Genomic DNA, 20,041 nt, shown 5'->3' on the forward strand with positions numbered 1-20,041 from the left:
CTTATCAGAACGCAATACCTACGCGCAGACCGAAATTGCTCAAACCGTCTACGCTGTACGTAAAGAGGTCACCTTTGTTCGTACCGTAGCTGTAATAGGCTGCGAAATGCAAGCCCGGTCCATAAGCCCAAGGATACACATTGAAACCAATTTCAGGAGATACATAGAAACCCCATGTATCTTTGTTGGCTTCGAATACGTTGAAAGTTGACTTCAACTGTGCATATTCAGCACCCAGTTTTACACCGGCATACGGCTGGAATGCACCTCCACGGTTCCATACATAGCGGGAGGCCAGACCGAAAGGCAACTGGAATGCAGTGTGCTGCTGGTCGGTATTCAGACTGCCGCCTTCGCCTACGGGAAGTGTCTGGCGACCGAAATACTCATGGTTGCTATGGTAGTTCAAGAAAGCTCCCAATGCAAAATTGTCTGTCAGGAAGTAACCGCCTTCAAAATTCATACCCCAGCCGCTTGATTTGTCGGCGAAGTTGTTGCTGAGGGGAAAGTTATATTGCCAGTCGATATTGGCATAACCGTTATCGGTCATCTGTGCCTTCGTCGGTAGGGCGAAGACGAGAGCAAGAGCGGCAACCGCAAATACTCTCAAGGAAAGATATTTTATTGTTTTCATACTTTGTTCTTGTTTTTTGGTTCAATGGCAACTTCCCAGTCCGGAAAGGATGCTGCCGTATTATTCTTGTTACCTTAATATTGGGTAACCCGTCATTTGTCACTTATAGCTCGTAGCTTGTCACTACTTGTTAGTCAGGTAAGTTGATTGAGTGAAAGCTTGGTTCACACCTTGCACGGCAAGTTTGGTATTGACAGAAGTAGAACCACTCAGCAAGCCGCTCATATAGCTGGTCCACAGAACAGGAAGTTTCTCGCTCTGGCCTTGCGGCGCCTCCAGATTCAACAATTCGCTGATAAAGGAACCGGTACTGTAGGAATAGTTCACGGCATAGGGATAATACCATCCGCCCCAGTTGCCCCAGTAAGGAGCATCCCAGTAGCCTGGATAGTTCCACCACCATTCGGGACGTCCGTAGTCGGTGAAGTAATAGGTACTTCTGACATAGCTTACCTGCAAGCCAAGGTCGGCTTCTTCCCGGTCATCCACACGGATGTAGCCGCGGCTGTTCATGTTAGCAACATAAGCGCTGAGAATTTCCTGGGCATTCTCATCTTTCCAGTATTCGGCGTTTTCCTTATCACCGATGACCAGAATGCTGTCCGGCAAGTAATAAGTTTCGAAGGTTTTGAAATCCGCCTTCTTGTCATAGTTGGTATAAACCAGATAATTATTGTCCAGCTTATCCATGTCAGGGTCTTTTTCGCAAGATGCAAGCGTCACTGCAAAGACCGCTAATAATAGGGGAATAAATTTCTTCATACTTTTATAATTGTTTAGGTTTAATATAAATTCCTGCCCTATGGTACCTTAGGCTTTTGTGAGAAAAAACAAGATAGGATATAAAAGGTTCACGTAGAGGTATGTTAAAAGTGATAAAGGAATAGGGTGACAGCACTTTTAACGTAACTGTCACCCTATTGCACTTATCATGTCATTACTTTATCACCCTATCATCTTTTCCATATCCGTGCTGTCCATCCTCCTCCGGGTGCCATGTGTATGTTCAGCTTGTCTCCCGAGGTCACGGTGCGTACTTCTTTCTTGTAGTCGGTTGCTTCCCGGTCGGCATTGATGCCGTCGGAAAAGATTTCGGCTTCGTAACTTCCTTCTCCGAGGAAGGAAAGGTCGATGGTACAGTCGCGTGGTGTCCAGTCGGTCATGGAGGCGATGTACCAGACGTCTCCCTTGCGGCGTGCCAGTGTAAGGTATTCGCCTACTTCACCGTCCAGTGCCACGGTCTCGTCGAAAACGGTAGGCACTTTGGCAATGAAGTCCGTGCATTCCTGCTCCTTCATATATTTGCTGGGGCTGTCGGCAAGCATTTGCAGCGGGGCTTCGAAGAGGGTGTACATCGCCATCTGGTGGACGCGCGTACCCTGGCTCATCGGATGGTCGTTGACGGCACGGAAGGTTTCGCGGGTTGCGTTCATTGTGGCTCCCGGTGTGTAGTCCATCGGGCCTATAAGCATACGCAGGTAGGGAGCAGTCACGTCATAGCGTGGGAAGTTGTGGAGGGGGGCTCCGTTCACTATCGGTTCCCATTTGGCGTTCTCCAATCCCTTTACACCTTCAAAGTTCAGGACGTTGGGATAGGTGCGCTGTATACCGTATGGCTTGAGGCCATGCAGGTCCAATACCAGGCGGTGCTCGGCGGCGCAGGCTACAATACGTTCTACAGACTGTACCAGTGGCTGGTCGTCACGGTCGAAGAAGTCTATCTTGAAGCCCTTGATACCCATCTGTGCATAGTGGCTGAATGTGGCTTCCGTATCTTTGGCAGAATTTCGCCAGCTTGCCCAGAGAATGATGCCGACGCCCTTCTGGTTTCCGTAGGCTACCAGTTCCTTTAAATCGATATCCGGATTCAGGTCTTTCAATAAGGATTCGTTTCCGCTCCAGCCGTCATCGATGATGATATATTCCAGGTTGTTGTCGGCGGCAAAGTCGATGAATGCCTTATAAGTCGGGGTGTTCATGCCGGCTTTGAAGTCTACGCCAGTCAAGTTGCAGGTGTTCCACCAGTCCCAAGCCACTTTGCCGGGTTTAATCCAGGAAATGTCTTTGATGCGGCAGGCGGGGGCAAGACGCTGTGCCATGTCATTGTCGGCAAGCTGCGTGTCCTTTTCGGTGACGAGCACCACACGCCAGGGGAGCTCCTGCTTGGCACAACGGGCGATGTAGTCTGCACGTTTTGTCGGTATCAGGTTCAGCCGGTTGTGTCCGCCGATTGTTTCTTCCAGCGGATAGGGGGCAAATGCTGCCTGCACTCCTTGACGTGTCTGGGGATTTACAGTGAGGAACATGCCGGGATAGTTTTCCAATCCGGCTTCCATGATAACGGCTTTCTTTCCTCCGTCCAGGCAAACCATCAGTGGGGTGATAGAGAGTGAGTCGGTGTGCATTTTGGACAACGGGGCTTCGTCGTAGTAAGACTCGAATGAGAAGCAATAGCGCTCACCGTTGCGGTTGTCGTTTATGTAAGGTACAAATGCCTGGTAATCCTTGTCGAAATTGAAGTCCGCAGTTTCGTTGAGGACGATAAACGGCTTGTTCTGTTCGGAAATGAAGCGATAGGCAGCGCCGTCATCGTATGCGCGGAACTGTACGCTGTAGCCTCCGCGGCATTTCAGTGTCAACTGGTTGTAGACATCCTCCACACTTGCCTTTTTGTAGAGGGGAGTGGGGAAGGAGGACTCCACAGACTTGCGTTCTGCACGGATTACTTTTACATTTTTACCGAAAGTTATTGCTTTCTTGGCTGATTTTTCATCTCTGCCTTGCAGGGCGATGGCAGAGGGTTGCAGCACCGTGGTTCCGTCGTGTGCTATCTGCCAGGTGAGGGCTTCTCCGGCATCTACCGTAACGGATAGTTTTCCGTTGGGTGATGCAAGTTGGTATTGCTGTGCACGGACCGTGCCCAAGCAAAGGAATAATAAACAAAAGGTTTGAATAAGGAGGCTTTTCATGTTGATTTATTTTTGAATGATTTTCTTTATCTTCTCCAGTTCCTCGGCAGAGAAGTCTGTATTTTCTGTCGCTTTCAGGTTATCTGCCAGTTGGGCAACGGAGCTCGCTCCGATGATGACGCTTGTCACCAGGTCGTCCTTCAACAGCCAGGCAAGTGACATCTCGGCAAGGGTTTGCCCGCGTGAGGCAGCAACTTCGTTGAGTGCCTTGATTTTTTGCAGCGTCTCGTCGGTCAGTGCTTCTTTCTTCAGGAAAGCCCCCTTTGCCATGCGCGAATCTTCGGGAATACCATTCAGGTAGCGGTTGGTCAGCAGGCCCTGCGCCAGCGGGGAGAAGGCGATGAAGCCGGTTCCGTTCCCTTTGGCTTGCTGCAGGATACCTTCTTCTTCCGGTTCGCGGTTGAAGAGATTGTATCTGCCTTGATAGAGCAGGCAGTGTACATCCCGTTCTTCCAGGTATTTGTAGGCAAACTCGGCCGCCTCTTTGGGATATTTGGAGATTCCTACATAGAGTGCTTTGCCTTGCCGTACGATATCAACCAGTGCTTGCAGGGTCTCTTCAAGCGGAGTATCCGGGTCGTAGCGGTGGGAGTAGAAGATGTCCACATACTCCAGGTTCATCCGTTTCAGACTTTGGTTGAGGCTGCTCATCAGGTACTTGCGTGAGCCCCACTCCCCGTAGGGGCCGGGCCACATGTCGTGTCCGGCCTTGGTGGAGATGAACAGTTCGTCCCGATAGGGCATGAAGGATTTCTTCATAATCATTCCGAAAGTCTCTTCGGCGGAACCGTAGGAAGGACCGTAATTGTTGGCGAGGTCGAAATGCGTGATTCCACGGTCGAAGGCATAGTGCGCCATGGCCTGGGAATTGGCAAATGTGTTCATGTCGCCGAAGTTGTGCCACAATCCGAGTGATATTTCCGGCAGCAGGATGCCGCTTTGCCCGCAACGGCGGAATTTCATGCCGTTGTCATAGCGTTCGGGCGCTGGAGAATAAATAGGGTTTATCATGATATTGTATTTTGTGGGTTATCCCATTATTACTTCTACTGTATGCGTGCCCGGCAGATGGTTCACCACATTGCCTTCTATCGGCTGGCCGTCTACTGTGACGGACTTGATGCCTTTGCACACACCATCGGGATTCTTCACGGTAATATGATATTCTGCCCCGCGGAACCTACGCTTCACGTTGAAGCCTTTCCAGCCTGCCGGGATACAAGGATTGATTTCCAGACCTTCATACGAAGGCTTGATGCCGAGTATGAATTGCGTGATGGCATACCACATCCAGGCAGCCGTTCCAGTCAGCCAGCTGTTCTTGCCTTCACCGGGGCGGGCGGCGTCCTTGCCGGCCACCATCTGGCAGCATACGTAAGGTTCTACTTTATGCAGGGCACTGTGCTCTTCGGTGTACGACGGGCATATCTTGCGGAAATACTCCCAGGAACGGTCACCCCGTCCCAGTACGGTTTCTCCGATGATGACCCACGGGTTGTTGTGGCAGAAGATACCTGCGTTCTCCTTGTAGCCGGCGGGATAGGTGGAGATTTCTCCATACTCCACAACATAGCGGGTGAAGGGTGGATTGTTGAGTACAATACCGTGCTCGCAGTCCAGGCGTTCCTTTACGGAGTCCAGCGCTTTTTTTACCATGCCTTCTTCCAGTCCGATGCCTGCCATGGTGCACCAGCCTTGCGATTCGATGAAGATTTGTCCTTCTTCGTTCTCTTTGGAGCCTACCTTGTGGCCGAAGTAATCGTAGGCGCGCAGATACCAGTCTCCGTCCCAGCCGTGTTTTTTTACGGCTTCCACCATATTGTCTATGTAGGTTTGCGCTCTGTTTGCTTCGTCGTCTTTACCCAGGCGGCGGCACAGCTCCACGTAGTCGCGTCCGCATACCACGAACAAGCCGGCAATCATCAGCGATTCTGCCTGGCTGCCTTCCGTCTGGTTTTCCGTGGTCTGGAAGGATTCATTCGGATCCCAGGAGAAGCAGTTCAGGTTCAGGCAGTCGTTCCAGTCGGCACGGCCGATGAGGGGCAACATGTGGGGGCCGAGGTTCTCGATGACGTGGTTGAAGGAGACGCGCAGGTGCTCGAACAGAGACACTTCCGAACCTTCTTTGTTGTCGAAGGGGACGGGCTCATCCAGGATACTGAAGTCTCCCGATTCCTTGATGTATGCCACCGTACCGAAGATAAGCCACATGGGGTCATCGTTGAAGCCGCCGCCGATGTCGTTGTTGCCGCGTTTGGTCAGCGGTTGGTATTGGTGGTAGCATCCTCCGTCGGGGAATTGGGTAGAAGCTATGTCGATGATTCGTTCGCGGGCTCGTTCCGGTATCTGATGCACGAAGCCCACGAGGTCCTGGTTGGAGTCGCGGAAGCCCATTCCACGACCGATGCCGCTTTCGAAGAAAGAGGCGGAGCGAGACATGTTGAAGGTAATCATACACTGATACTGGTTCCAGATGTTCACCATGCGGTCCAACTTTTCTTCGTCGGTCTTCACGACGTAGATGTCCAGCAGGCGGTCCCAGTAGGCTTTCAGCTCGGCAAAGGCGGCATCTACTTTGGCGGTAGTGTCGAAGGCCGAAATCATCGCCTTAGCCTTTACCTTATTTATAATAGGTGAAGAGGGTACACTCTGCTTGAACGCTTCATGCAGAGATTCTTCACGTTCCTCGAACTTTGCCTCCTGCTTGTTTTCCACATAGCCCAGCAGGAAGATGAAGTCGCGGCTTTCGCCGGGTTGCAGTTCTACTTCCAGATAGTGCGAGGCGATGGGACTCCAACCGTGGGCAATGCTGTTGCCCGGTCTGCCTTCTACTACCCGTTCCGGGTCGGCAAACTCGTTGTAGAGTCCCACGAATGTTTCGCGGTCGGTATCGAAACCGTCTACGGGTGTATTGACACTGTAGAAGGCGTAGTGATTGCGGCGTTCCTTGTATTCCGTCTTGTGGTAGATGACAGACCCGTCCACTTCCACCTCTCCCGTGGAGAAGTTACGCTGGAAGTTCTCCATGTCCGTAGCGGCATTCCACAAGCACCATTCGGCAAAGGAGAATAGTTTGAGTTTTCTCACTTTGGCAGAAGTATTCCGCAAGGTCAGCTTCTGCACCTCTCCCCAGGTCTTCAGTGGGACGAAGAAGAGCAGGCTGGCTTCGATGCCGTCTTTGGCTCCGGTGATGCGGGTATAGCTCATGCCGTGGCGACATTCGTAGCTGTCGAGTGCGGTCTTGCAGGGCTTCCAGGTGGGAGACCATACGTTGCCGCCTTCATTGATGTAGAAGTAGCGTCCCCCGTTGTCCATCGGCACGTTGTTGTAGCGGTAGCGGGTGATGCGGCGGAACTTGGCGTCCTTGTAGAAGGAATAGCCTCCGGCGGTATTGGAGATGAGTGAGAAGAAATCTTCATTGCCCAGGTAGTTAATCCATGGCCAAGGTGTCTTGGGATCGGTAATGACGTATTCGCGGTTGTCGTCATCGAAATATCCGAATCTTTTGTCTTGCATATTATTTCTTGTATTTAGTTTGATACATTCTTCGTTAGTTGTGGCATCCGGCCATTTTCCCGGAAGCACGCTTCAAATTTAAAAACTTTTCTCCTATCACCCTTGTTTGCCCAGCGTGTTTTTTCCCCTCGGAAACATGAAGTACCGGAAAAAGATACAAAAGTATCACTGTACGAGTCTATTTCGCCCTATCTTTGTAAACACATTTTATGATTAACCGATATGAAACACTTATTCGCATTTCTGTTCCTTCTTGGAATTACCTTTTCTCTTTCCGCCCAATCTGTCCGCGAACGTATTTTGCTGGATGATGGCTGGCAGTTTGCTTTTGGCAATGCTTCCTCACCGGAGAAAGACTTCGGCTGCGGAACGGAGTACTTCAATTATCTGACCAAGGCAGCCTCTATCCATAATGAGGGCCCTTACTCTCCCAAGTTCAATCCGGAGAAGTGGGGTGTGGACTGGAAGACGGTCAATCTTCCGCATGACTGGGTGGTTGATTTGCCTTATGCCAAAGAGGCGAGCCACAGTCATGGCTATAAAGCCGTCGGCTATAAATTTCCCGAAAACTCTGTGGGATGGTACCGAAAGACCATCACCGTGCCACAAGAGGACCTCGGCAAACATCTTTATCTTCAGTTCGACGGTATCTTCCGTGATGCCCGTATCTGGATAAACGGTTTCTACCTGGGACACGAACCGAGCGGCTATGCCACGCAGGTGTATGACATTACGGAATACTTGAATTACGGAGAAGAGAATCTTATCTGCGTCCGTGCGGATGCCACGCTCGAGGAGGGCTGGTTTTACGAGGGTGCGGGCATCTACCGCCATGTATGGCTGAACAAGACGGCGCCGTTACATGTAGCTCCTTTCGGAACCTTTGTGCACAGCACGCTGGCCGCACCTTTTGACAAGGCCAAGCTGACGATAGAGACCACTGTTGAAAACTCCGGTCTGCAAACGGAGGATTACCGCCTCTGCCATATCCTCCGGGATGCCGACGGCAAGGAAGTGGCACGCTGCGAAACGGCCGGTAAGCCGGTGCTGCCGAAAGACCGCCAGCTCACCGTCGGTGAAATAGCGCTGGACAAACCTCATCTTTGGAGTGTGGATACACCTTATCTATATACACTGCTTACGGAAGTCTATCAGCATGGCAAGCTGGTGGATGCTTATACCACTACTACGGGTATTCGTGACATCCGCTTCGATGCCGACAAGGGCTTCCTCTTGAACGGACAGCCTCTGAAACTGAAAGGTGTGAACATGCACCAAGACCACCCCGGAGTAGGTGCCGGCATTCCCGATGCCCTGCAAGTGTACCGACTGAAGGAACTGAAGAAGTTCGGCTGCAATGCCTACCGTTCTTCCCATAACCCGATGACTCCCGAAATGCTCGATGCCTGCGACAGCCTCGGCATCCTTGTGATAGAAGAAAACCGTCTGACGGGTGTCAACGAGGAACATACTCGCCTGCTGAAACGCATGATAGACCGCGACCGCAACCATCCGTGCATTATCCTTTGGAGTGTAGGCAACGAGGAGTGGGGCATCGAGTGGAAAGAAAGCGGTACACGCATTGCTGCCACGATGCGCGAATATTGCCACCGTTTCGACCCTACGCGCCTCATGACCGTTGCTTCGAGCAGTGGCCCTGCCATCTTGATTCCCGCAGACGTGGCCGGTTATAACTACATCCTTCAGAATCCAGTAGAGCAGCACCGCAAGGATTATCCCGGCCGCCGTGCGCTCGGTTCGGAAGAGACTACGGGCTGTGGTACGCGCGGCATCTACTTCGATGCCCACGACAAAGGCCACATGGTGGCGCACAACCGCAAGCCGAACGGACCTGACAGCCTGCTGAACTGCATCGAGCGTGGCTGGAAATTCTATGACGAACGTCCCTATTTGGCGGGTCTTTTCTATTGGACGGGTTTCGACTACCGCGGCGAGCCCAACCCCATGAAGTTCCCGGCTACGGGTTCACAATTCGGCATTCTGGACTACTGCGGTTTCCCCAAGGACGAAGCCTGGTATCTGAAGTCCTGGTGGACGGATGAGCCGGTGCTGCACATCCTTCCTCACTGGAATCTGCAAGGTCACGAAGGTGATAGCATCGATATTTGGGTATACAGCAACTGCGATGAAGTGGAATTGACTGTGAACGGCAAGAAACTGGATCGCAAACCGATGCCCCGAAACGGCCATCTTTCCTGGAAAGCCGTTTTCCAGCCCGGTGCAGTGAAGGCTGTAGGCTATAAGAACGGCAAAAAAATATTGGCCCGTACTGTGGAGACTACCGGTGCTCCTGCCCGTATCTCCCTGACGGCAGACCGTCCCGTCATTCAGGCAGACAATCGGGATGTGACAGTGTGTAACATTGAGTTGCAGGACAAGAAGAAACGTTTTGTCCCCACTGCCTGCAACGACTTGACGATAACCGTCTCCGGTCCGGTACGCATCCTTGGGGTGGGGAATGGAGACCCCGCTTATCAGGCTACGGAACGTCCGGCCGACGCCGATGCCCGCACCTATCAGGTAAAGGCATTCAACGGACTTGCACAGGTGCTGTTGCAAAGTACCGGCGAAGCGGGAGAAGCCACACTGACGGTCGTTTCGGAAAACCTGCCGGAAACTTCCTGTGTCTTGAAGTTGCAGAAGTAAGCGGCTTATCATTTATATCATCCGGCGAAGCGGAGACCTTTCTCTTGTCTATGGGGCAAGAGAGGGATCTCCGCTTCTTTCTTCCTCAAACTATAGTGTGTAAGTGTACGAGATGCGCATCTCATACATCCTTACATTAGAGCCTGAGGGGGAGAAGAACGGAAGTTTTGCTTTTCCGGGCGGGACTTTCCCGGGTATCTGCTCATATATAACAATTATTACCTCTAAATGTAACAAATGGTACTGTTGTGGGATTAAAAAGAATGAGTATATTTGTGGCATGATATTTTTTTAACCAATGCCTATGGAAAACCAGAACTATATCATGAGGGAGATAACCCCTCTGTCGGAACGTGACTGTTTCTATATTGCCGATCGTCGCAAAACAGAATTTACCTACCCCATCCATTGTCACGCAGAGTATGAACTGAACTTCACGGAACATGCTTCCGGCGTACGCCGTGTGGTGGGAGATTCTGCCGAGATTATCGGTGATTATGACCTGGTGCTGATAACCGGTAAGGAGTTGGAGCATGTATGGGAGCAACATGAATGTACCTCCGGGGATATTCGGGAGATTACCATCCAGTTCTCTCCCGACTTGTTCTTCGGGAACGTTGTCAACAAGAACCAGTTCGACAGTATCCGCCGGATGCTGGAGCGTGCACAGTGCGGACTTAGTTTCCCCATGCAGGCCATCATGAAGGTGTACAACTGGCTGGATAAGCTGGCTTCCGAGGAGCAGGGCTTTTATGCCGTGATGAACTTTCTCCGTATCCTTTACGAACTTTCCCTCTATGACAATGCTCGGGTGTTGTCCAGTTCTTCGTTTGCCAAGATAGAGACTTTCTCTGACAGCCGCCGGGTACAGAAGGTGCAGAAATACATTTCCACCCATTATCAGGAGGATATCCGGTTGGCTTCATTGGCCGATATGGTGGGCATGACCCCGGTCTCTTTCAGCCGTTTCTTTCGCCTGCGCACCGGCAAGACGCTTTCCGACTACATTATTGATATCCGTCTGGGCTTTGCCACGCGTATGTTGGTAGATTCCACGCGTACTATTGCAGAGGTGTGCTATGACTGCGGCTTCAACAATCTGTCCAATTTCAATCGTATGTTCAAGCGGAAGAAGGGATGCTCGCCGAAGGAATTCCGTGAGAATTATCGGAAAAAGAAGCTGGTGATATGATAAAAAAGTATTGGTATTCTTCATTGGAAGTGCCTATTTTTGCACCGATGATTAATACTAATATCTGATATCATGAAAAGAGTTTTTTCCTTATTTTTATGTCTGCTGTGTGTATGTGCTGTGACGGCGCAGATACGTGGCAATGAAATCCGTGTAGTCGTTTCACCCGACCATAGCGATTGGGTGTATCGTCTGAATGAGAAGTGTACGTTTACCGTCCGGGTGCTGAAGGCACAGAACCTCTTGCCCGATGTCAAGATTGACTATGAACTGGGCCCCGAAATGTATCCTACTGAAGTAAAGAAAGACATGGTGCTGAAAGATGGTACCTTGAAGTTGCAAGGCACGATGAAGACTGCAGGCTTCTTGCGTTGCAAGGTCAAGGCGCATGTGGACGGCCGGACTTATGAAGGGCTGGCTACATCGGCCTATGCTCCTGAGCAGCTGCAACCCGTGACGAAACTTCCTGCCGATTTTCAGGATTATTGGGCCAAGACCTTGGAAGAGGCGCGCAAGACTCCGTTGAATCCCCTTATGACGCTGCTTCCCGAACGCTGTACGGAAACGGATAATGTATATCAGGTCAGCTTCCAGACAAAAGCCTGGGGAGGACGTTTTTACGGTATTCTCAGTATTCCCAAGAAAGAAGGGAAGTATCCGGCTTTGCTGCGTGTGCCCGGTGCGGGTGTCCGCCCTTATGCGGGAGATACGTATACGGCTCCTGGAAAGGTGATTACATTGGAGGTGGGTATCCACGGCATTCCCGTCACGATGCAGCAGTCTGTATATGATGCGCTGGCAGGTGGGGCGCTGAGCAATTACTGGACGTTCGGCCGCGACAGCCGGGATGCTTCTTACTATAACCGTGTGGTGGTAGGCGCTTTGCGTGCTGTGGATTTTATCTGTTCGCTGCCGCAGTACAACGGGAAGGCGCTGGGCGTTACGGGCTCCAGCCAGGGCGGTGCCTTGTCTGTGATTACGGCGGCTCTTGATTCGCGCGTTACTTTCCTGGCGGCTGTTCATCCTGCCTTATGCGACCACGAAGCATTCTTCAAGAAGCGTGCTTGCGGCTGGCCCCATTATTTCTATTATTACGGTGCTCCCGATGAAAAGCAGCTTGAAACGGTACGCTATTATGATACGGCAAACTTTGCCCGCCTGCTGAATGTGCCTGGTTGGTTCAGTTGGGGGTATAACGATGAGGTCTGTCCTCCCACTTCCATGTATGCAGCCTACAATGTGATTGCTTCTCCGAAGGAATTGCATCCTTATCTGGAAACCGGGCATTATTGGTATCAGGAACAGTGGGATGAATGGCTGGACTGGATACGGAGACAACTTAATGTGCCAATGTGATTAATCACATTGGCATATTAATCTGATAATATAGTATCATTTTTTATGATATGATCCGCGTATCTTTGTGTATCGCTTAAAAACTGATAATATGAAGAAACTATTCCTTTTACTGACAGTACTTTTATTCCTTTTGGGAGCATGTGCCCCTAAGCCTGCGGAGCATTCGTTTATTAAGGTCAATGCCGATGGACAGTTCGTTCGCGACGGAAAACCCTATTATTTTGTAGGTGCCAATTTCTGGTACGGTGCCATTCTTGGTTCCGAAGGTGAAGGCGGCAATCGTGAACGGTTGCATAAGGAGCTGGACTTTCTGAAAAGTATTGGCATCAACAACCTGCGCGTATTGGTGGGTGCTGACGGTGAAAATGGCATAAAGACGCGGGTAGAGCCCTCTTTACAAGTGGCACCGGGCGTCTATAATGATACTATTTTAGCCGGATTGGATTATTTTATGAATGAACTGCGTGAACGTGATATGACAGCTGTCCTCTATTTGAACAATTCCTGGGAATGGAGCGGTGGCTATTCCGTTTACCTGCAATGGTCCGGACACGGTGATGCCGTGGTACCTGCAGTAGACGGATGGCCCGCCTATATGGAGTATGTCAAGCAGTTCCCCCAATCGGACAGCGCGAAGGCCTTGTTTGCCAATCATGTCAATTATATTGTTTCACGCACCAATAGGTATAATCAGATAAAATATGTGGATGACCCCACTATTATGTCCTGGCAGATTGGTAACGAGCCTCGCGCTTTCTCTGACGAGAACAAGGAACCGTTTGCCCGCTGGATGGCCGATGTGGCTGCACAAATCAAGTCACTCGACCCGAACCACATGGTGTCTTCCGGCAGTGAGGGCTCGTGGGGATGCGAAATGGATATGAGTCTTTTCGAGAAGATTCATGCCGACCCCAACATCAATTATCTGAATATCCACATCTGGCCTTACAACTGGAGTTGGGTGAAAGCGGACAGCTTGACGGAACTTCTTCCGCGTGCCAAGGAAAATACTAAGAAGTATATAGATGACCACATGGTCATTGCCCGGAAGTACAGCAAGCCGATTGTTCTGGAGGAGTTCGGTTTTCCCCGTGACGGCTTCAGCTTCTCCAAAGAGGCACCGACCACTGCCCGCGATGAATATTACCGTTATGTATTCGACCTTATCCGCCAGGACCGTGAGAGCGGCGGACTCTTTGCCGGATGCAACTTCTGGGCATGGGGCGGTTTTGCCGGACAAAATCCCGACCATGTATTCTGGGAAAAGGGGGATGACTATACCGGTGACCCGGCTCAAGAACAACAAGGACTGAACTCTGTCTTTGCCACAGACAGCACTATTGAAATAATTAAAGCGGAAAACCGGAAGCTGCAAAATTAAACCTATCCTTTCCGTGTAATCCCTGTCTGAAAATTAGAATGTAAGCGTGTACAAAGCGTTTGTACCGTTATATAAGAAAGATGTATTACTCTAAATACTAAGTATGATATGAAAAGCATATGGAAAGTTATGTTGGCGGTTTGTTGCCTAGGTATGACCATTGGTTGTGGAACAAACCCGTCGAAGAATGAAAATGTAAAGGAAACACTACCGGCATTGGTAGTCAATGGTACGCAGTTGATGAATACCGAAGGAGACACGGTGGTATTGCACGGTGTCAGCTATGGCTGGCATCAGTTCTGGCCCCGTTTCTACAATGCCTCTTCGGTTGCTTATCTGGTCAATGACTGGGGCGCACAGGTGCTTCGGGCCTCTATGGGAGTGGATTTGGATAGTGCCTGCTATGTGAACAAGCCCGAGTTCGGTATTGAGTGTGTTACAAAGGTGGTGGATGCTGCTATCGAGAACGGCGTTTACGTCATCATCGACTGGCATAGCCACAATCTGAGGCAGGAAGAAGCAAAGGAGTTCTTCACCCAAATGGCTACCCGTTACAAAGGGGTTCCTAATGTCATCTATGAGGTTTTCAACGAACCGGTGGAAGACAGTTGGGAGCAGGTGAAGTCATACTCTGTGGAGGTTATCAAGACGATTCGTGCCATAGAACCGGATGCCGTTATCCTCGTTGGTTGTCCGCATTGGGACCAGGACATCCATTTGGCAGCGGACGATCCTATTACCGGATATAGCAATATAATGTATACACTCCACTTTTATTCCAACACCCACGGACAGTGGCTGCGCGACCGCGCCGACTATGCTCTGGGCAAGGGCTTGCCGATTTTCGTTTCCGAATGCGCCGGTATGGAGGCAAGTGGGGACGGCCCCATCAGTAAAGAAGAGTGGGGGAATTGGCTGGACTGGATGCAGCGGCATTCCATCAGCTGGGTGGCCTGGTCTTTGTCTGACAAGGATGAGACTTGCTCCATGTTCTATCCGTCGGCTTCTTCCGAGGGAAACTGGAAAGATGCAGATATGAAGGAATGGGGAAGAATGGTACGGGACGAACTGAAGAAATGACCCTTTCGGGAAAAAGCAATATGATTTAACCATTAATAATTTAAGAAAAAAAGAATTGTGCCTATGGGAAAAAAGGAAAAACGGAACTATGAAGACATGGACTGTTTGGAAGTAAACCTAAATGTCAAGGCTGTGATAGTATATCAGGGCTTTTTGACTCAGTCTCATTTTTGTTAACTAAAAAAATCTTCTTTTGGGAGGTTTTGTGTTTGTTTTAAATCTAAGAAATACAGTATGAATTTGAATTTTAGAAAGACAGCGCTGCTTGCGGGGATATGCTCGGTGTTCAGTCTGGGTTATGCTCCTCAGCTTTTCGCAGTATCATCGACGGATACCGTTGAGGCAGTGCAGCAAACAAAGAAAATTACGGGTGTCGTCAGTGATGCTATGGGCCCTATTATCGGTGCCAATGTATTGGAAAAAGGTACAACGAATGGTGTAATTACCGACATTGACGGTAACTTTACCTTGAATGTGAAACCGGGAGCTACCATTGTAGTCTCCTTTATAGGCTATGTCAGCCAGGAAATAAAGATAACGAACCAGACAACAGTGAACATCACGCTGAAGGAAGACTCCGAGATGTTGGACGAAGTGGTGGTTGTGGGGTACGGTACGATGAAGAAAAGCGACCTTTCCGGTGCTTCCGTTTCCATGAGTGAAGACAAGATTAAGGGTTCTATTATCACCAATCTCGACCAGTCCCTTCAAGGGCGTGCTGCCGGTGTGACGGCAGTCAGCACTTCCGGTGCTCCGGGTTCTTCCTCCTCTATCCGCGTACGTGGTCAGGCCACTATCAATGCCAATGCCGAGCCGTTGTATGTAATTGACGGTGTGATTGTACAGAGTCAGGGACAAAGCGGTTCATCTTATGGTTTGGGCGATGCACTGGGTAATGGCTCGGTTTCCACCATTTCTCCGCTTTCCACCATCAACCCTGCTGATATCGTCAGTATGGAAATTCTGAAAGATGCTTCGGCAACCGCCATTTACGGTGCGCAAGGTTCCAATGGTGTGGTTTTGATTACGACCAAACGTGGTAAGGCGGGTGAGGCTAAGTTTACTTATGACGGTATGTTTGCCGTTCAACGCCAGACAAAGCGTCTGGATATGATGAATCTGCGTGAGTATGCCACTTATTATAATGATTTGGCAAACATGGGTGAAATCTCGGACCCTAGTAATTATTATGCCGATCCTTCTCTGCTGGGAGTAGGTACAAACTGGCAGGACGCCATCTTCCAGACTGCTTTGCAGCATCAGCACCAGATTTCGGCACAAGGTGGTACAGAGAAAATACAATACTACGTATCAGCTTCCTATATGGATCAGGACGGTACCATCATCGGTTCAAACTTTAACCGTTACAGCTTCCGTGCCAACTTGGATGCCCAACTGAAGAAGTGGTTGAAACTCGGTTTGACCGCCACCTATACAGCAACGGGTGATGACCTGAAACTGGCAGACAGTGATGAAGGTTTGATTAACTACTCGTTGACCACTCTTCCTGATATACCTATCTATAATCTGGATGGCAGCTATGCCACCGTTGTTCGCGAAGGCTACACGAATCCTAACCCGATTGCCCTTGCCATGATGGATGACATTCTGCTGGACCGTCAGAAACTGACGGGTAATATTTTCTTTGAGGTTACTCCGATTAAAAATCTGGTATGGCATGCCGAATTGGGTTATGACATCAGTTCCAGCAAAGGTGAGCGCTACAAGCCGATGGTTGATTTGGGTGGATGGGTACGTTCCAGTAATGAAAGCAATATCCAGAAGAACAGCAGTACATTCTGGCAATTGAAGAACTATGTGACCTATTCCGGAAACATAGGCGACAAGCATCATTATACAGCCATGGTGGGCCAGGAGTGCTGGGAGTCCAGCTATGACTTCACGAGTGTGTTCAATAGCGGTCTGCCTTCGGATGAAGTGCACAATCCTGCCTTGGGTACGGGAACCCCGACTATCAATGCAGGTTTTGGAAGCTCGTCTATGGCATCTTTCTTTACACGTCTGACTTATAACTATGCCGACCGTTATTTGGGTACTTATACCTATCGTTATGACGGCTCTTCAAACTTCGGTCCCGAGAACCGTTGGGCAGGCTTCCATTCATTGGCTACTTCCTGGCGCTTTTCCAACGAAACGTTCTTTGAACCGTTGAAGAAGGTCATCAGTAACGGTAAGTTGCGTCTGGGATGGGGACAAACTGGTAATGCCAACATCGGTGGTTATGCTTGGGGTACATCCATGAGTCGTATGCCTTCCGGTCTGGGTATGGGGTATCGCCCCTCCAATATACCGAATACTTCCATCAAATGGGAGTCCCAGGAGCAATGGAACGTCGGTGTGGATTTGGGATTCCTGCACGACCGTATCAACCTGACGGTAGAGTGGTACAAGAAAACTTCCAGTGATATGTTGATGCCGTTGCAGTTGCCTTCTTATATGGGTACTTCCGGTAATGCCTCTTCTGCATTGGCTGCTCCGAAAGGTAACTATGGTGACATAGAGAATACCGGTTTTGAAATCTCTCTGAACACACATCCTATTACGGGTAAGTTTGAATGGGATTCTGACTTCCAGATTTCTTTCAACAAGAACAAACTGAAAGGATTGGCTGGTACAGCCAATGCGCAGATTGTGGGTTACGGACAGTGGACCGATGTAGTCAGTGTATCCAGTGTAGGCGAATCACTTTATAACTTCTATGGATTTGTTTGTGATGGTGTTTACAAGGACCTGGAGGACCTTCAGACTTCTCCGAAACCTGCCAAGTACCCGGCAAACGGTGTATTCGACCGTACCAATACCGTATGGGTGGGTGATGTGAAATATAAGGATATCAGTGGTCCTGACGGTGTGCCCGATGGCGTTATTGACGACTATGACAAGACCAATATCGGTTCTCCGATGCCTAAGTTTACTTTTGGCTGGACCAATACTTTCCGTTACAAGAACTTCGACTTGTCCGTTTTCATCAACGGTTCCTATGGCAACAAGGTGTACAACTACCTTTCCATGAAGCTGACACATATGAACTCTCCCTGGACTAACCAGCTGAATGCTGTAAACGGACGTGCACAGCTTGTTCCTATCAATCCGAACAAGGTCTACGAAGATGGAACGATGTGGTATAATGATGTGTCTAACGTCATGGTGGCAAACCCGGGAGCTTCCATTCCACGCGCCACTATCAATGACCCGAATGACAACGACCGTATCAGTGACCGTTATATTGAAGATGGTTCTTATATCCGTCTGAAGAACATCTCTTTGGGATATACTTTCCCGAAAAAGACGATTGATAAACTGGGACTGAGCAACTTGCGTATCTATGCCAATATCCAGAACCTGCTGACCATTACCGGTTATGACGGCTATGACCCTGAAATTGGTGCCAGCACTTCAAGCGTCAATGTCTATGGTTTGGACAACGGACGTTATCCGTCTCCTACAGTTTATTCATTCGGCTTGAACGTTTCATTCTAACACTTTAAATTGAAGAAAACATGAAAATCAGATATATTAAATATTGGGCGTTTGCAGCTGTACTCGGTATGGGAACAGTTTCATGCGAGGATTTCCTGAACCGTCCTACCGAAGACAATTATAACGAATCGAACTTCTATCAGAATGACGAACAATGTGTGCAGGGGGTTAATTATCTTTATAACTCACCTTGGTATGACTTTCAGCGCGGTTTTATTAAAGTCGGTGAAATCTTGTCTGGAAACGTATACGAGGGAAACAGCCCTTACTTGAATTTTACGGTGAATGGTACGGATGAAAACCTTGTGAACATGTCCTATTCTCTATGGGCAGTGATTGGCCATGCCAATACTGTATATACTCGTTTGAAGACGGCAAATGCGTCAGAAGCAGTGAAAAATCAGTGTATGGGCGAGTGTCTGGCATGGAAAGCCATGGCTTACTTCTATTTGGTACGTAGTTTTGGCGCAGTACCCATTATCCATGATAATACGGACGAATTGAATTCCGGTAATTATAACTCCAAATTCAAAGTGGAGGCAGCAGATGTGTACGAATATATCATTATGACTCTGGAGAAAGCTATGGAGTTGCTTCCGGCCAGAGGTGAAACGGGACGTATTGACCGCTATTGTGCCGAAGGTCTTTTGGCTAAGGTGTATCTGACTAAGAGTGGCCTTTCCGGTACCCGCAATGCGGATGATTTGGCGAAAGCGGCAGAATATTCCAAGGATGTAATTAATAATTCCGGCCGTAACTTGCTGGCTAACTATTCCGATGTTTTCCGTTTGGCAAACAACAAGAATGAAGAGTGTCTCTTCTCCTGGCACTGGTCGGCAGGACGTGACCCCTGGACACAGCAGAATACGTTGCAGTCGGACTTGGCAATGGTGGGATTCGATGAATTTGGTGATTGCTGGGGTGGCTATGCAGGTCCGTCGGTTGATTTGCAGGATGCATTTGGAATTTCCGCTTTGGAAAGTCCTGAGACGCGTTCGGATACGGATACCCGTCGTAAGGCTACTATGATGATGGCAGGTGATGTATACGATTATTTCTGGCAGGACAAGGGCGGATTTGATTATCTGCGGTTTATTTATGATGCCGAATATGGTAAGGGAGGACCTAATGGCGATTACCAGTCTCCTACCGGTGCCAATCACGTGAAGCATCTCTATGGTAACAATAATGACCATGTATTGGGCTTGGGCGTATCGGCTGGTAATATGTACAGCGGCCTGGCAACCCATATCCTGCGCCTGTCCGATATCTATCTGGTATATGCCGAGGCGAAAATGGGACTGGCTACCTCTACTACAGACCAGAGTGCACTGGATGCTTTCAATGCAGTACGTGGCCGTGCCATTCCGGGAGTTACTCCGAAAACCTCCATTACTTGGGAGGACGTCTGGAAGGAACGCCGGCTGGAACTGGCTTGCGAAGGCGACCGTTGGTATGATTATGTACGTTTGGCATATTATGATTCCCAGCGTGCTATCAATGAGTTGAAGGCACAGCGCCGTGATGTTTATTATAGTCTGGGTACTACTTATAAGGCTTATTATGAAAACGGCAGTTGGACGGTGAATCCGGACGAGACCCGTTACAATCCGGATGCAAAGGCGCCGAATGTGACAGTCTCCAGCTTTACATTGCCGTTCCCGACAGAAGACGTGGTGTTCAATCCTAATTTGATGAAAGACCCGGTACACGTAGATGTACGTTCTGAATTCAGTTATTAA

The 20,041-nt window shown here is 49.5% G+C and carries 12 protein-coding genes; 7 read left to right on the top strand and 5 right to left on the bottom strand.

Going from position 1 to position 20,041, the window contains the following annotated elements:
• Positions 1 to 4: 4 nt before the first annotated feature.
• The 5 genes from DXD65_RS14165 to DXD65_RS14185 form a co-directional block, all read right to left on the bottom strand.
• Entirely contained in the window at positions 5 to 634 is a 630-nt protein-coding gene (locus DXD65_RS14165) for an outer membrane beta-barrel protein (protein WP_005834794.1), read from the bottom strand.
• A 123-nt stretch (positions 635 to 757) separates the two neighbouring features.
• Entirely contained in the window at positions 758 to 1,396 is a 639-nt protein-coding gene (locus DXD65_RS14170) for a DUF4136 domain-containing protein (protein WP_005834796.1), read from the bottom strand.
• Positions 1,397 to 1,587: 191 nt separating this feature from the next.
• Positions 1,588 to 3,603: a glycoside hydrolase family 97 protein gene (locus DXD65_RS14175; RefSeq protein ID WP_117713820.1), complete on the bottom strand. Its 2,016-nt coding sequence runs from the start codon at positions 3,601 to 3,603 to the stop codon at positions 1,588 to 1,590.
• Positions 3,604 to 3,609: 6 nt separating this feature from the next.
• Complete coding sequence (locus tag DXD65_RS14180; protein ID WP_057256137.1) at positions 3,610 to 4,614, bottom strand: aldo/keto reductase; 1,005 nt, start codon at positions 4,612 to 4,614, stop codon at positions 3,610 to 3,612.
• An 18-nt stretch (positions 4,615 to 4,632) separates the two neighbouring features.
• Positions 4,633 to 7,119 carry a GH36-type glycosyl hydrolase domain-containing protein gene (locus DXD65_RS14185; RefSeq protein ID WP_057253991.1) on the bottom strand — a complete coding sequence of 829 codons (2,487 nt, stop codon included), beginning with the start codon at positions 7,117 to 7,119 and terminating at the stop codon, positions 4,633 to 4,635.
• 222 nt (positions 7,120 to 7,341) lie between these two features.
• On the opposite strand from DXD65_RS14185, the gene galA reads away from it, so the two are divergent.
• The 7 genes from galA to DXD65_RS14220 all read left to right on the top strand — a co-directional run bounded on the left by galA (position 7,342) and on the right by DXD65_RS14220 (position 20,041).
• Positions 7,342 to 9,786, top strand: coding sequence for a beta-galactosidase GalA (gene galA, locus DXD65_RS14190; protein WP_117688971.1), 2,445 nt, complete (start codon positions 7,342 to 7,344; stop codon positions 9,784 to 9,786).
• 304 nt (positions 9,787 to 10,090) lie between these two features.
• Complete coding sequence (locus DXD65_RS14195; RefSeq protein WP_009037794.1) at positions 10,091 to 10,978, top strand: helix-turn-helix domain-containing protein; 888 nt, start codon at positions 10,091 to 10,093, stop codon at positions 10,976 to 10,978.
• Between the two features lie 72 nt (positions 10,979 to 11,050).
• Positions 11,051 to 12,334 (top strand): acetylxylan esterase, encoded by a 1,284-nt coding sequence (locus DXD65_RS14200; RefSeq protein ID WP_117887745.1) that lies wholly within the window; start codon positions 11,051 to 11,053, stop codon positions 12,332 to 12,334.
• A 91-nt stretch (positions 12,335 to 12,425) separates the two neighbouring features.
• Complete coding sequence (locus DXD65_RS14205; protein WP_117887746.1) at positions 12,426 to 13,718, top strand: glycoside hydrolase 5 family protein; 1,293 nt, start codon at positions 12,426 to 12,428, stop codon at positions 13,716 to 13,718.
• Positions 13,719 to 13,826: 108 nt separating this feature from the next.
• The gene (locus tag DXD65_RS14210) at positions 13,827 to 14,798 is read left to right on the top strand and encodes a glycoside hydrolase family 5 protein (RefSeq protein ID WP_117887747.1); all 972 of its coding nucleotides are present in this window, start codon (positions 13,827 to 13,829) and stop codon (positions 14,796 to 14,798) included.
• 234 nt (positions 14,799 to 15,032) lie between these two features.
• On the top strand, positions 15,033 to 18,299 hold the full coding sequence (locus DXD65_RS14215) for a SusC/RagA family TonB-linked outer membrane protein (RefSeq protein WP_117887748.1): 3,267 nt from the start codon (positions 15,033 to 15,035) through the stop codon (positions 18,297 to 18,299).
• A gap of 20 nt (positions 18,300 to 18,319) precedes the next feature.
• Positions 18,320 to 20,041: a RagB/SusD family nutrient uptake outer membrane protein gene (locus tag DXD65_RS14220; protein WP_005825019.1), complete on the top strand. Its 1,722-nt coding sequence runs from the start codon at positions 18,320 to 18,322 to the stop codon at positions 20,039 to 20,041.

The sequence above is a fragment of the Bacteroides sp. 4_1_36 genome (assembly GCF_003466325.1).
In the GTDB taxonomy this organism is placed as follows: domain Bacteria; phylum Bacteroidota; class Bacteroidia; order Bacteroidales; family Bacteroidaceae; genus Bacteroides; species Bacteroides uniformis.